The 12,758-nt window shown below is 70.5% G+C and carries 13 protein-coding genes and 1 pseudogene; 4 read left to right on the plus strand and 10 right to left on the minus strand.

The window, feature by feature from the left end; translation table 11 throughout:
• Positions 1-27: 27 nt before the first annotated feature.
• The 4 genes from cysS to ACFY8U_RS34495 all read right to left on the minus strand — a co-directional run bounded on the left by cysS (position 28) and on the right by ACFY8U_RS34495 (position 3,718).
• Entirely contained in the window at positions 28-1,425 is a 1,398-nt protein-coding gene (gene cysS, locus ACFY8U_RS34480) for a cysteine--tRNA ligase (protein WP_361599012.1), read from the minus strand.
• A gap of 146 nt (positions 1,426-1,571) precedes the next feature.
• Positions 1,572-2,066, minus strand: coding sequence for a 2-C-methyl-D-erythritol 2,4-cyclodiphosphate synthase (ispF, locus tag ACFY8U_RS34485; RefSeq protein WP_361676518.1), 495 nt, complete (start codon positions 2,064-2,066; stop codon positions 1,572-1,574).
• Positions 2,056-2,805 (minus strand): 2-C-methyl-D-erythritol 4-phosphate cytidylyltransferase, encoded by a 750-nt coding sequence (gene ispD / locus ACFY8U_RS34490; RefSeq protein ID WP_361436934.1) that lies wholly within the window; start codon positions 2,803-2,805, stop codon positions 2,056-2,058. Before ispD ends, ispF begins: the two co-directional genes overlap by 11 nt.
• A 430-nt stretch (positions 2,806-3,235) precedes the next feature.
• The gene (locus tag ACFY8U_RS34495; protein WP_003953493.1) at positions 3,236-3,718 is read right to left on the minus strand and encodes a CarD family transcriptional regulator; all 483 of its coding nucleotides are present in this window, start codon (positions 3,716-3,718) and stop codon (positions 3,236-3,238) included.
• A 637-nt stretch (positions 3,719-4,355) separates the two neighbouring features.
• On the opposite strand from ACFY8U_RS34495, the gene ACFY8U_RS34500 reads away from it, so the two are divergent.
• Positions 4,356-5,042 carry a DUF461 domain-containing protein gene (locus ACFY8U_RS34500; protein WP_389576086.1) on the plus strand — a complete coding sequence of 229 codons (687 nt, stop codon included), beginning with the start codon at positions 4,356-4,358 and terminating at the stop codon, positions 5,040-5,042.
• Between the two features lie 123 nt (positions 5,043-5,165).
• Here the strand turns inward: ACFY8U_RS34500 and ACFY8U_RS34505 are convergent, their stop codons facing one another.
• Together ACFY8U_RS34505 and ACFY8U_RS34510 are read right to left on the minus strand one after the other, a co-directional pair.
• Entirely contained in the window at positions 5,166-5,846 is a 681-nt protein-coding gene (locus ACFY8U_RS34505; RefSeq protein WP_017242433.1) for a response regulator transcription factor, read from the minus strand.
• Complete coding sequence (locus ACFY8U_RS34510) at positions 5,843-7,072, minus strand: ATP-binding protein (RefSeq protein WP_361436930.1); 1,230 nt, start codon at positions 7,070-7,072, stop codon at positions 5,843-5,845. Before ACFY8U_RS34510 ends, ACFY8U_RS34505 begins: the two co-directional genes overlap by 4 nt.
• Positions 7,073-7,334: 262 nt before the next feature.
• Between ACFY8U_RS34510 and phoU the strand changes: the two genes are divergently transcribed.
• Both phoU and ACFY8U_RS34520 read left to right on the plus strand, forming a co-directional pair.
• Positions 7,335-8,015, plus strand: coding sequence for a phosphate signaling complex protein PhoU (phoU, locus tag ACFY8U_RS34515; RefSeq protein WP_361436928.1), 681 nt, complete (start codon positions 7,335-7,337; stop codon positions 8,013-8,015).
• Positions 8,016-8,767: 752 nt separating this feature from the next.
• Complete coding sequence (locus ACFY8U_RS34520; protein WP_389576087.1) at positions 8,768-8,920, plus strand: hypothetical protein; 153 nt, start codon at positions 8,768-8,770, stop codon at positions 8,918-8,920.
• Between the two features lie 56 nt (positions 8,921-8,976).
• Here ACFY8U_RS34520 and ACFY8U_RS34525 read toward each other — a convergent pair whose 3' ends face one another.
• The 3 genes from ACFY8U_RS34525 to ACFY8U_RS34535 form a co-directional block, all read right to left on the minus strand.
• Positions 8,977-9,444 (minus strand): GNAT family N-acetyltransferase, encoded by a 468-nt coding sequence (locus tag ACFY8U_RS34525; RefSeq protein WP_389576088.1) that lies wholly within the window; start codon positions 9,442-9,444, stop codon positions 8,977-8,979.
• Between the two features lie 82 nt (positions 9,445-9,526).
• The gene (locus tag ACFY8U_RS34530) at positions 9,527-10,351 is read right to left on the minus strand and encodes an alpha/beta fold hydrolase (RefSeq protein ID WP_389576089.1); all 825 of its coding nucleotides are present in this window, start codon (positions 10,349-10,351) and stop codon (positions 9,527-9,529) included.
• 562 nt (positions 10,352-10,913) lie between these two features.
• Positions 10,914-11,336 (minus strand): DUF4231 domain-containing protein, encoded by a 423-nt coding sequence (locus tag ACFY8U_RS34535; protein ID WP_389576090.1) that lies wholly within the window; start codon positions 11,334-11,336, stop codon positions 10,914-10,916.
• A gap of 338 nt (positions 11,337-11,674) precedes the next feature.
• Here ACFY8U_RS34535 and ACFY8U_RS34540 point away from each other — a divergent pair.
• Positions 11,675-11,830, plus strand: a pseudogene (locus tag ACFY8U_RS34540) (integrase); the annotation flags it as partial.
• Between the two features lie 83 nt (positions 11,831-11,913).
• Here the strand turns inward: ACFY8U_RS34540 and ACFY8U_RS34545 are convergent.
• On the minus strand, positions 11,914-12,672 hold the full coding sequence (locus ACFY8U_RS34545) for a phosphoglyceromutase (protein ID WP_383167807.1): 759 nt from the start codon (positions 12,670-12,672) through the stop codon (positions 11,914-11,916).
• Positions 12,673-12,758: the final 86 nt, after the last annotated feature.

The following is a 12,758-nucleotide window of genomic DNA, read 5'->3' on the forward strand; positions in this document are numbered from 1 at the left end:
CCGCCCGGCTCCCCGAGCGGCACATCATCAGCGGTTGCCCAGCGTCCAGCGGGGGCCGTCGGGGCTGTCCTCGATGGCGAGGCCGGACTGGCCGAGCTGGTCGCGGATCGCGTCCGCGGTCGCCCAGTCCTTGCGCTCGCGGGCCGATTCGCGCTGCTGGAGCACGAGCCGTACGAGGGTGTCGACGACGCCGTGGAGCTCCTCGCCGCGGTCGCTCTCCTCGGCCCAGTGCGGGTCGAGGGGGTCGAGGCCGAGGACACCGAGCATGGCCCGGACCTCGGCGAGGCGGGCGATGGCCTCGTCCTTGTCGTCTGCGGCGAGGGCACTGTTGCCCTGGCGCACGGTGGTGTGGATGATCGCGAGCGCCTGCGGGACGCCCAGGTCGTCGTCCATCGCCTCGGCGAAGGCGGGCGGCACCTCGGGGGCGGGCGGAACGGTCTTGCCCGCCTTCTCGGTGACGCGCTGGACGAAGCCCTCGATGCGCGCGAACGCGGACTCGGCCTCGCGCAGGGACTCCTCGCTGTACTCGATCATCGAGCGGTAGTGCGGGGTGCCCAGGTAGTAGCGCAGGACGATGGGGCGCCAGTGCTTGACCATCTCGGAGACGAGCACCGAGTTGCCGAGCGACTTGGACATCTTCTCGCCGCTCATGGTGACCCAGGCGTTGTGCACCCAGTACGAGGCGAAGTCGTCGCCGAAGGCCTTGGCCTGGGCGATCTCGTTCTCGTGGTGGGGGAAGATCAGGTCGAGGCCGCCGCCGTGGATGTCGAAGGCGGAGCCGAGGTACTTGTGGGCCATGGCCGAGCACTCCAGGTGCCAGCCGGGGCGGCCGCGGCCCCACGGCGTCTCCCAGTCGGGCTCGCCGGGCTTGGTGGCCTTCCACATGGCGAAGTCGCGCGGGTCGCGCTTGCCGGAGACGCCCTCGTCGGGCTGGCGCAGGTCGTCGATGTCCTGGTTGGACAGGGCGAGATAGCCGGGGAACGAGCGCACGTCGAAGTAGACGCTGCCGTCGGCCTCGTAGGCGTGGCCGCGCTCGATGAGTCCGCGCATCATCTCGACCATCTCGGTGATGTGGCCGGTGGCGCGGGGCTCGTAGGTGGGCGGGAGGCAACCGAGGGCGTCGTAGCCGGAGTTGAAGGCGCGCTCGTTCTCGTAGCCGATCGACCACCAGGGGCGGCCCTGGTCGGCGGCCTTGGCGATGATCTTGTCGTCGATGTCGGTGACATTGCGGATGAACGTGACGTCGTAGCCGCGGTACTCGAACCAGCGGCGCATGATGTCGAAGTTCAGCCCCGAACGGATGTGGCCGATGTGCGGGGCGGCCTGGACGGTCGCGCCACAGAGGTAGATCGAGACGCAGCCCGGTGTGAGCGGGGAGAAGTCACGGATCTGCCGGGCGCTGGTGTCGTACAGGCGAATAGTCACCACTCCAGGGTAGTGGGCGTGTGGTAGTGCCCCGCGACCGATTGCGGGTCGCGGGGCGGGATTTTTCCGGCGGTGCGTCAGGTGGGGCGGTGGACCGGGACGGCCGGGCGCGTCGGGCCCGCGGTACGCCGAGGCGGTCGGGCGCGTCAGGCCGGGCGGTAGACCAGGGCGGTCGCGAGGGCGGCCAGGCCCTCCGCGCGGCCGGTGAGGCCTAGGCCGTCCGTGGTGGTGCCGGAGACCGAGACGGGGGCGCCGACGGCCGCGCTCAGCGCCTTCTGCGCCTCGTCGCGGCGCTTTCCGACCTTGGGCCGTACGCCGATGACCTGGACGGCGACGTTGCCGATCTCGTACCCCTCGGCGCGGACGATCCGGGCGGCCTCGGTGAGCAGGGTGACGCCGGAGGCGCCGGACCACTCGGGGCGTGAGGTGCCGAAGTGGGCGCCGAGGTCGCCGATGCCGGCGGCGGAGAAGAGCGCGTCGCAGGCGGCGTGGGCGGCGACGTCACCGTCGGAGTGCCCGGCGAGCCCGTACTCCTCGCCCTCCCACAGAAGGCCCGCGCACCACAGCTCGCGGCCCTTCTCGAAGGCGTGGACGTCGGTGCCGATGCCGGTCCGCGGGATCAGGGGGAGGTCAGAAGCCATCGTTGGCCCTCCTGCGGGCGAGTACGGCCTCGGCCAGTACGAGATCGAGGGGACGGGTCACCTTGAACGCCTCCTCGTGGCCGGGGACGACCACGACGGGCGCGCCGAGCCGCTCGACCATGCCGGCGTCGTCGGTGGCGCCGTCACCGGTGAGGGCGACGGTCGCGTGCGCGTTGACGAGGGTCTCGTAGTCGAAGCCCTGCGGTGTCTGGACGGCGCGCAGCCGGGAGCGCTCGGGCGTGGCGACGACGCTCTCGGGGTCACCCTTCGTCTCGGCGGGCTCGACCTCCTTGACGGTGTCGGCGACCGGCAGGGCGGGGACGACGGCGACGGCTCCGTCCCGTACCGCCTCGACGACCGCGTCGACGGTGTCGACGGGGACCAGCGGGCGGGCCGCGTCGTGGACGAGGACGGTGGAGACGCCCTCGGGCAGCGCTTCGAGGCCGAGGCGTACGGATTCCTGACGGGTCTCGCCGCCGGGGACGACGAGGTAGTCGGTGCGCTCGGGCAGCGCGTGGGCGTCGAGGAGGTTCTTGACCTCGGCGGCACCGTCGGAGGGGGCGACCACGACGACGAGGGAGACGGCGCGCGAGGCCGCCATCGCCCGGACGGCGTGGATGAGCATGGGGGTGCCGTTCAGCGCTCGGAGCGCCTTGGGGGCGCCCGGGCCGAGGCGTACGCCCCGGCCCGCCGCGGGGATCACAGCGGCGGTGCGCGCGGGACGCGTTTCGTCTGTCATCGGTTGCACTCCGGCAGGTTTGTTTGCTCGGCCGACATGGGTATGGCCCTGGGGGTCCCCCCGGACGAAGTCTGGGGGAGTGCTGTACGCGACGCCTTGACCGGGCCCCTTCCGTGACGACGGTCGGGGCGTTGCGAGTGGCACAAGGTCCGTGGACGCGAGGGGCAGGGGGTACGGAAGTTTCGCGACGGACGCGACACGAGACGGATGTCACCCGGGCCACCCGGACGTGAGATCACCCGGAGAGCGTCGGGAGATCACCCGGACGTCGTGACGTCGTTCGTCGTGGCGTGGCGCGTCGCGAAAGCGGCCGTGGACGTCGAAAGAGACATCGGGCGGCGGGACGTCCGGAGACGAAACATGCCGCAGCGCCCGGCGACAGCGCTGTGTGGGACACAGCACGTCATCGGGCACCGCGGCATCGCTTCACTCAGGACGCGAGGACCTCGTCGAGGAGAGCCTCGGCCTTGTCCTCGTTCGTGTTCTCCGCGAGCGCCAGCTCGCTCACCAGGATCTGCCGAGCCTTGGCGAGCATGCGCTTCTCACCTGCGGAGAGACCGCGCTCGCGCTCCCGGCGCCACAGGTCGCGGACCACTTCGGCGACCTTGATGACATCGCCGGAGGCGAGCTTCTCGAGGTTCGCCTTGTAGCGTCGGGACCAGTTCGTGGGCTCCTCGGCGTACGGCGCGCGCAGCACCTCGAAGACCCGGTCAAGTCCGTCCTGACCAACTACATCGCGAACACCGACGAACTCCGCATTGTCCGCCGGCACACGAACCGTCAGGTCGCCCTGGGCGACCTTGAGCACCAAGTAGGTCTTGTCCACGCCTTTGATCTGGCGAGTTTCGATGGCCTCGATCAGCGCGGCCCCGTGATGGGGATAGACCACGGTGTCGCCAACCTTGAACGTCATGTGACAGGTACCCCTTCCGTGGCTATCCAGGGTAACACGGATACGGCTTCTTCTGAATGGCGTTTTCGCAGGTCAGGGCATATCTCAGGGCTTGACAACAGCGACGCGAACGTGCTGCGCAGGGCTTCCGGAAGCCGGTATTCGCAGGTCGGAGCCGCTGCGCGGACGAAGAGAAACGCGCGCACCACACCCGCCCGGAGCCCCCCGGAGGAGGCGTGATGTCCCGTTTTGCCGGGTTCAGAGCAGGCATCTTCACGTACTCCGTTCGAGGATCGGTCACCCGTGCGGATGCATCTCGGACCGAATCCCGAATTGATCACCCGACGGTGTGAGTCGGGTTTTTCCGCGGGGCGTGCCAGGTAATGCGCGGACGGTCACCGAATTGATCAAGTCGGTTATGTGAACGGAGCGCCAATGCGACGTGATCCGGCCATGCCGCAGGCGATCACGAAGGGCGTGGGGAGCGTGGCGCGCGGCCGGCAGGCGCGAAGGGGCGGGTCGGGTGCGGGTCGGAGAGGGTGGCTCGGTAACCTAAGCCCGCTGACGCACCTTTAGCTCGCCCTTAGCCGGTTGGTCCTGAGCTCGACTCCAGCCGGCCGTCCATGCCCGTCCGTACGTCCTAGGAGATGCCGCCGCCGTGAGCCGCAGCCTTCGACGCGGCGCCCTCGCCGCCACCGCCATCGTGATCTCGATCGCCTCGCTGTCCGCCTGTGGCGCCGGCAACGACGCACAGACACTCGGGGTCAGGCCGGACAACGCCGCCGTCACCGTCGAGGACGTCAAGATCCAGAACGCCATCGTGATCACCCAGCCGACCTCCGGTGCGCCCGGCCCGGCCGTCGTCTCCGCGACGGTGTTCAACAACGGCAGCGCTCCGCAGACGCTCGACTCGATCACGCTGGGCGGCTCCGCCGCGCCGGTCGCGCTCAAGGCCGCCACCGGCTCGGGCCCGATCACGGTCCCCGCGGGCGGCTCGGTCATCATCGGCGGCAAGGGCAACGCCTCCGCCACGATCGCGAACGGCCACGAGGCCGTGAAGGACGGCGGCGCGCAGGAGCTCGTCTTCAAGCTGAGCCGGACCGGCGACGTGTCCCTGGAGGCCTTCGTCGTCCCGGCGACCAGCTACTTCGCGGAGTTCGGCCCCACCGAGATCCCGCAGCCCCCGGCCGCCGAGCCGACCGCCGCCGCGACGCCGACCGGCGAGGCCGGCCACGGCGGCGAGGGCACGCCCACCCCGACGGGCACCGCCACCCCGACCGGCGGCACCACGCCCTCGGGCACCGCGACCCCGACGGGCGGCGCGAGCAGCTCGACCGGTCACTGACACACCCGTAACGCGGAAGGGGCGCCCCGCCGGATCACTCCGGCGGGGCGCCCCTTCACGTATGTACGCGACGCCCAACGGTCCTGGGAACGTACGGACGGCTGTACGGCAGTACGGCTCGGTTTACGGCTCGAACTTGTAGCCGAGGCCGCGCACCGTCACCAGGTACCGCGGCGCGCCCGGGTCGGGCTCGATCTTCGCCCGCAGGCGCTTCACGTGGACGTCGAGGGTCTTGGTGTCACCGACGTAGTCGGCGCCCCAGACCCGGTCGATCAGCTGCATACGGGTCAGGACGCGGCCCGCGTTGCGCAGCAGCATCTCCAGGAGGTCGAACTCCTTCAGCGGAAGGTCGACCTTGCCGCCGGAGACCGTGACGACGTGACGGTCCACGTCCATACGGACCGGGCCGGCCTCCAGGGCGGCGGGGGTGACCTCCTCCGGCTCACCGCGGCGGCGCAGGACCGCGCGGATGCGGGCGACCAGCTCCCGCGAGGAGAAGGGCTTGGTCACGTAGTCGTCGGCTCCTATTTCCAGCCCGACGACCTTGTCGATCTCGCTGTCCTTGGCGGTCACCATGATGACCGGGACGTTCGAGCGGCCGCGCAGCTGACGGCACACCTCGGTGCCGGGCAGCCCCGGCAGCATGAGGTCGAGGAGGACGAGATCCGCTCCGTTGCGCTCGAACTCGTCGAGACCGTCGGGCCCGGTCGCGGCGACCGCGACCTCGAAGCCTTCCTTGCGGAGCATGTACGACAGGGCGTCGCTGAAGGATTCCTCATCCTCGACGACAAGCACTCGGGTCACGGAAGGACCTCCGGGGCAGGGAGCGGTTCGGTCATGAGATCGGGGGTGGGGGAGGCTGACGGGCGGCGGTCCCTCACGGCGCCCGCCTCGGGCAGCCGCAGGGTGAAGGTGGAGCCCTGGCCTTCGGTGCTCCAGACCGTGACCTCCCCGCCGTGCGAGGCGGCCACGTGCTTGACGATGGCCAGGCCGAGCCCCGTACCTCCGGTGGCACGGGAGCGGGCCGGGTCGACGCGGTAGAAGCGTTCGAAGATCCGCTCGCGGTCCCTCTCCGAGATGCCGATGCCCTGGTCGGTCACCGCTATCTCGATCAGGTCGCCGCCGGGTGCCGCGACGCGGCGGGCGGCGATGCCCACCCGCGTACGGGCCGGTGAGTAGTTGACGGCGTTCTCGACGAGGTTGCCGAGCGCCGCGGCGAGCTGGCCACGGCTGCCCCATACGTGCAGGTCCGCGGTGCCTCCGGAGGCCATGGTGATCTGTTTGGTGGAGGCGGCGTGCCGGGAGCGGTCAATGGCTTCGGCGACCAGTTCGTCCACCCGTACGGGCTCGGAGTCCTCCAGCGGGTCGTCGTTCTGCACCCGGGAGAGGTCGATGAGTTCCTGTACGAGGTTGGTCAGGCGGGTCGCCTCGATCTGCATGCGGCCGGCGAAGCGGGTGACCGCCTCGGGGTCGTCCGAGGCGTCCATGACGGCCTCGGAGAGCAGGGAGAGGGCGCCCGTCGGAGTCTTGAGCTCATGACTCACGTTGGCGACGAAGTCGCGCCGTACCGCTTCGATACGGCGGGCCTCGGTCAGGTCCTCGACCAGGAGCAGCACCAGGCGGGAGCCGAGCGGTGCCACACGGGCGGAGACCGCGAGGGCCTCGCCGCGTCCGGTACCGCGCCGGGGCAGGTCGAGCTCGACCTGACGTATCTCTCCGTCGCGGCGGGTGTCGCGGGCCATGTTGAGCATCGGCTCGACGGCCAGCTTCCCGCCGCGGACCAGTCCGAGGGCGTACGCCGCCGAGCTGGCCTTGACCACGGAGTCGCTCTCGTCGAGCACGACCGCGGAGGAGCGCAGCACGGAGAGCACGGTGTCAACGCCGGGCGGGAGCACGGCGTCGGTGTGCAGGGAGGTCCGGGTGGGCCGCGCCTGGTCGCGCTCGCTCCAGCGGAACGCCAGCATGGCGATCACGCCGGTGCACACCCCGGCGATCGCGGCCAATGCGGCGACCGCCGCGTTCACGTCCATGCCATCAAGGTTATGCGGGCCGACGGACACTCTCCCAGCCGTCCGTGTGGCTGCTCGAACAGTCGTCGCCCAGAGTTCACCGTGGGGACGGTGGTGGTTCATTTGGACCGTTCGGGACGACGGCGTACGTCGCCCAGAGTTCACCGGGGTGAAAGAGCTCATTCACTTGGGGTGGACGCACCCGACTTGTACGGGGTCGAACGTGGGAGCGTGGGGGTCCGAGCACGACGGGACCCCGGACATCTGCGAGAGAGGGACATCGATGCGGGACGCGTATCACGAGGAACTTGACTCGATCGGCGAGGGCCTGGTCGAGATGGCCCGCCTGGTCGGGTCGGCGATCGGGCGCGCCACGACGGCCATGCTCGACGCCGACCTGAAGCTCGCGGAGAGCGTGATCGCCGCGGACCAGAAGGTCGACGACCTGCAGCACGACCTGGAGGCCCGGGCGATAGCACTGCTGGCCCGCCAGCAGCCGGTGGCGACGGACCTGCGGATCGTGGTGACCTCGCTGCGCATGAGCGCGGACCTGGAGCGTTCGGGCGACCTGGCGCAGCACGTGGCGAAGCTGGCGCGGCTGCGGTTCCCGGCGACGGCTGTGCCGCGCGACCTGCACGCGACGATCCTGGAGATGGGTCAGCTGGCGCAGCGCCTGATGGCGAAGGCGGCGGAGGTCATCATCACGAAGGACGTCGACCTGGCGCTCCAGCTGGAGCAGGACGACGACGAGATGGACCTGCTGCACCGGACGCTGTTCCAGCACCTGATGGACGACCGCTGGAAGCACGGCATCGAGACGGCGGTCGACGTGACGCTGCTGGGCCGCTACTACGAGCGGTTCGCGGACCACGCGGTGTCGGTGGCGAAGCGCGTGGTGTACCTGGTGACGGGCGAGCACGCGGACGAACTCCAGCAGTCGGACGCCCCGGTCGAAGGCGCGTAGCCCTGGGGCGGGCGGCGGGACGGTCGGGGGGCCTGGGGCTTGGCCTGGGCCTGGGCCTGGGCCTGGGCCTAGGTCTAGGTCTTGGGCGGGTGACGGCCCGACCCGAGGGGCCCTCGGCGGGCCGCGGGCCTCTCGGCGGGCCGCGAGGGCCCCGGCGGGCGCGAGGCGGACCCGCCGTCCCTCGGCTGGCCGAATCGCGGCGGGCCCCGCTCGGTAGCCGGGCCTGCTCGGCGGGACGGTCGCGAGACGGGGCGTCGCGTCGCGCAACGGCCGCCGAAGGCGCGAAGCCGCTCTTCGGCGTGACGCCACCCATCGGCGTGACGCCGCTACCGCAGGGGCGCGGTCCGCGCTGCCCTGCGTGACGGCGGGCCTGCGAGGGCTGCCCGGCGGGGGCCTCCCCCGGCCGACGGCGGAGCCTGGAGTCGTCGGCGGGACTTTCGCGGCGGTGATCCGACCGGCAGCCGGCCTGCTCGGCGGGCCGGGAGCGGGCGACGCGTGCCACGCGGCGTCCGGCCTGTCCCGCCCACGAGCCTGCCCGGCGCCCGAGCCTGGTCCGGCGCGGGGCTTCCGCGACGCGGGACCTGTCCCGGCGACCGGGGCCGTGCGATCGGACGGACCGCGTGGCGCGGGTCTACGGGGCGGGCCGCCTCGCCCGGCGGGAAGGTGTTCGCACTTCTGTGCGCCGTTGATGCGCCCGGCGGGGTGGGCATGCAATGGGGGGAGGCGACGTACGCCTTCGAGGAGGGACCCCCATGGCCGAATCCGCCACCACCACCGACCCCCAGCAGGAGGCGCCGCGTAGTGCGGTCTTCCTGCCCGTCCTCGGCGCCTGCGGGTGCGGCTCGGGCTGCGGCTGCGGCTGCCAGTCCGGCGGGCCGTGCCAGTGCGGGGGCTGCTCGGGGTAGCCGCGCGGCGTGAAGCCCCGCCCGGGAGCCGAAGCTCCCGGGCGGGGCCTTTCGCGTCACACCTCGAGCACGCCCACCGGCTGGCCCCCGGTCGTCTCGCCGGTCTCGCGGAAGCCGAGCTTGCGGTAGAAGTCGCCGGGGCCGTCCTGGTCCGCCTCCCACGACACGTACATCAGGCTGCCGCCCCGCCGCCGTATCTCCTCGCGTACGGCCTCGACGGCGAAGCGCCCGTACCCCTTGCCCTGGTGATCGGCGGAGATGTTGAGTCGCCAGAGCCCGCTGCGGTAGTCGTCGGGGTCCTTCTTCGGGGCCCACTGGATGTCGAGGAAGGCCATGAGGAAGCCGACGAGCTCGTCGCCGTCGAAGATGAGGCGGGGCCAGGCGGGCTCACCGAAGGCGTACGCCTCCGCCAGCGAGTTCGCGACGGGGTCGACGTTCTTCTCCTGGTGCGGATGCACGCGCAGGGCGATCGCGGCGTCGACGTTGTCGGGGGTGATCTTCTCCAGGCGGAGCGCGGTAGACATGACGCGGAGGCTACCGACGGGCCGGGGATCTTCGCTCGTGAATATGCCGGGCGGCGGCCGCACGTAGGCCGGCACCTGAGGATCAGGACGGCAGGGTGCCGCTCTCGAACTCCTGCCAGAAGGCGTCGACCCGGGCGTTGAACATGTCCGGGGACTCCTGGAACGGCTGGTGGGCCTCCCCCTCCAGGACCTCGAAGCGAGCGCCCCGGATGGCGTCGGCCACGACGCGCCCGAAGCGCGGCGGCGTGGTGATGTCCCGTTCGCCGGCGAGGACGAGGGTCGGCGCGGTGATGGCGGGCAGCCGGTCGAGCGTGTCGTGCTGGGTGAACGTCTCCAGTTGACGCTGGAAGGCCTCGGCGGACTGCGGGTGCGGGAAGGCGAGCGCTTCGTCGACGATCTGCTTCACCGTGCCGTCGGCGTGGGCGCGCGGCGTGTAGATCCAGAGGAAGAACGCCTCCAGCATGGCGCGCTCGTCGGGCGCTTCCGCCGCCATCCATCGCCAGAAGCGGCCCATGGCGGTGAAGTAGGCGTCCGCCCGCGCCCAGGTACTCATGAGGACGAGGCTGCGTACGGCCTCCGGATGGCGGAGCGCCAGCTCCTGCGCGATCGCGCTGCCGCCGGAGAAACCGAGGACGTGCGCCTGCGTCCCGTCGCCGCCGAGTGCGCGGAGCACTCCGGCGGCGTCGTCGGCCATCGTGGCCAGGGAGACGGGCTCGTCGGGCAGGGGCGTACGCCCCGAGCCCCGGTTGTCGAAGGCGATGAGCCGGTACCGGTCCGAGAGCCCGTCGAGCTGCGCCTGCCAGGCCTCGACGGGGTCGCTCAGCCCGGCGATCAACAGGACGTCCGGCCCTTGGCCACGGCTCTCGGTCCAGATCCTGGTTCCGTTGGCTTCTACGTACCGGCCCATGGATCCCACCTCCGCCCCCATCGTCCCTCTGCCGGAGCGCGGACGAATCCCGGCGCGCCGCACGCACAGGCCCCTGCCCACCGGGAAGTTCGGCGAGCAGGGGCTTTCCGTACATCAGAAGCCGGGTCAGGGACCGGGGCGGGGTCAGCGGCGCGCGCGGCGGCGGCGCGCGAGGACGAGGGCGCCAGGCCAGGTCGCTGATCCATCGTCAGACTGTTGCCCGGACGCACACCGCACCAGGGACAGAAGGCGAGTTGCACGGAGGAGGAGCCTCCGTCGCACCGGCCCCAGGCACGAAGAAGCCCCCTCCTCGCCGGAAACCGGCAGGGAGGGGGCCCTTTCGTGCGTCAGGGTTACTTCTTGCCCTGGGTCTTGCCGGGGATCTTGGTGAGCTGGGTTTTTGCTGCTCAGGGGCGGTGGGGTCGTGGGCCTAGTGGTCGTCGTTGGTCGTCATTGGCCACAGTCGAGCAGCCTCGGACGGTCCAGGGACGGCCCAGTTTTGCCGCACTCGACTGACGCCAACACTCTCGATGCGCCCCGTCTGAACTTCAGCCGATCACCTCTAGGCATTGGTCGACGGCGCGGGTTCTCGACGATGTTCCAGCCATGTGCGGCTTAGGTCGCCCCAGATCGCCTGATACTGGCCAAAGATCTCGTTCAGTTGATCGAACGTGAGGTCGTCGGCGGCCGTCGATGCCACGAGGTATTCGAGGTCATCGGCAAGCCGCTGGAACCGGTACTGCGCTTCCTCCATCAGAACCCACCGGGAGCGCCAGTTGAAGAACGGTTCGACGGCTCCCAGCAACGTCACCAGCGCCACACACGCCAAGGCCAGACCGGCCCACGCGTCGAGGTTCTGCAGGCCCAGGATGACGGTGGACGCAGCGGACAGTACAAGCGTCGCCACCTTAGTGACGGCGGCACTTCGACTGAACCGCTTCTTCTTGCCGCGGGCGTAGCCGTTGCCCTGACGAATCTTGTCCAACAGGAGGGCGGCTGCCTCCCTCGGGCTGAGACCAACGCCCAGGCCACTGTCCGGCTGCACTCCGCCCCCAAGTTCTGCCGCCACCTCGCAGCTCGCTGCCCTGGCAATCGCGCGCCTAGCGTAGCCGCAAGAGGTTCCTGCAACGGAAGGTGATCTGGCGGTCTAGGTGGCTCTGAACTTGTACTTCTGAGTCAGGGTGGCGGGATTTGGCCCGTGACCTCTTCGTCCCGAAGCAACTTGGGGCCTGCTGGGGAGAGCTCTCTGTCAGAGGCATCTCAACCTGGGGGTCGTAGGCGGTTAGGCCAGTCTCCTTCTCTACAAGTGCGGAGAGAGCGAAGGTCCTCGACGCCGGAGAGAACGTCAAGGCCCTGGCCGAATACCTCGGCCACTCGGATCCTGGGCTGACGCTCCGCGTATGCGCCCACCTGATGCCGAGCAGCCGTGAGCGGACCCGGAAGGCGATCGCGTCCGTCTACGCGGCACCGTCGCCCTGACGGCCCACAGACGGCCCACGGGCACGAAGAAGCCCCCTACCCGCTGAGAACCAGCAGGTAGGGGGCCTTATCGTGCGTCAGGGTTACTTCTTGCCCTGGTTCTTCACGGCCTCGATCGCCGCGGCCGCCGCCTCCGGGTCGAGGTAGGTGCCGCCCGGGTTGAGGGGCTTGAAGTTCTCGTCCAGCTCGTAGGAGAGCGGGATGCCCGTCGGGATGTTCAGGCCCGCGATGGCCTCGTCCGAGATGCCGTCCAGGTGCTTGACCAGCGCGCGCAGGCTGTTGCCGTGGGCCGCGATCAGGACCGTCTTGCCGTCCAGGAGGTCCGGGACGATGCCGTCGTACCAGTACGGCAGCATGCGGTCGACGACGTCCTTCAGGCACTCCGTGCGCGGGCGCAGCTCCGGCGGGATCGTCGCGTAACGCGGGTCGTCCGACTGGGAGAACTCCGTGCCGTCCTCGAGCGCCGGCGGCGGGGTGTCGTACGAGCGGCGCCAGAGCATGAACTGCTCCTCGCCGAACTCCGCGAGCGTCTGCGCCTTGTCCTTGCCCTGGAGCGCACCGTAGTGGCGCTCGTTCAGACGCCAGGACCGGTGGACCGGGATCCAGTGGCGGTCGGCGGACTCCAGCGCCAGCTGCGCCGTGCGGATGGCGCGCTTCTGCAGGGAGGTGTGCAGTACGTCGGGCAGCAGACCGGCGTCCTTGAGCAGCTCACCGCCGCGGACCGCCTCCTTCTCGCCCTTCTCGGTGAGGTTGACGTCCACCCAGCCGGTGAACAGGTTCTTCGCGTTCCACTCGCTCTCGCCGTGGCGGAGGAGGATCAGCTTGTACGGTGCGTCGGCCATGCGCCCGAGCCTAATCGACGCCCGACGGTTGACGCGCACCGTCAATTCGCTGGCGTCCGGCGTATGAGATGCGTAAGTTACGAGCG

It is taken from the genome of Streptomyces sp. NPDC012508 (genome assembly GCF_042902595.1).
In the GTDB taxonomy this organism is placed as follows: Bacteria; Actinomycetota; Actinomycetes; order Streptomycetales; family Streptomycetaceae; genus Streptomyces.

Bases quoted from the DNA above. Each gene is read 5' to 3' on its own strand.
- ispD (WP_361436934.1), bottom strand. From the start codon at position 2,805: ATGACAGACGAAACGCGTCCCGCGCGCACCGCCGCTGTGATCCCCGCG.
- phoU (WP_361436928.1), top strand. From the start codon at position 7,335: ATGCGGGACGCGTATCACGAGGAACTTGACTCGATCGGCGAGGGCCTG.
- ACFY8U_RS34495 (WP_003953493.1), bottom strand. From the start codon at position 3,718: ATGACGTTCAAGGTTGGCGACACCGTGGTCTATCCCCATCACGGGGCC.
- ACFY8U_RS34520 (WP_389576087.1), top strand. From the start codon at position 8,768: ATGGCCGAATCCGCCACCACCACCGACCCCCAGCAGGAGGCGCCGCGT.
- ACFY8U_RS34530 (WP_389576089.1), bottom strand. From the start codon at position 10,351: ATGGGCCGGTACGTAGAAGCCAACGGAACCAGGATCTGGACCGAGAGC.
- ACFY8U_RS34510 (WP_361436930.1), bottom strand. From the start codon at position 7,072: ATGGACGTGAACGCGGCGGTCGCCGCATTGGCCGCGATCGCCGGGGTG.
- ACFY8U_RS34545 (WP_383167807.1), bottom strand. From the start codon at position 12,672: ATGGCCGACGCACCGTACAAGCTGATCCTCCTCCGCCACGGCGAGAGC.
- ispF (WP_361676518.1), bottom strand. From the start codon at position 2,066: ATGGCTTCTGACCTCCCCCTGATCCCGCGGACCGGCATCGGCACCGAC.
- ACFY8U_RS34525 (WP_389576088.1), bottom strand. From the start codon at position 9,444: ATGTCTACCGCGCTCCGCCTGGAGAAGATCACCCCCGACAACGTCGAC.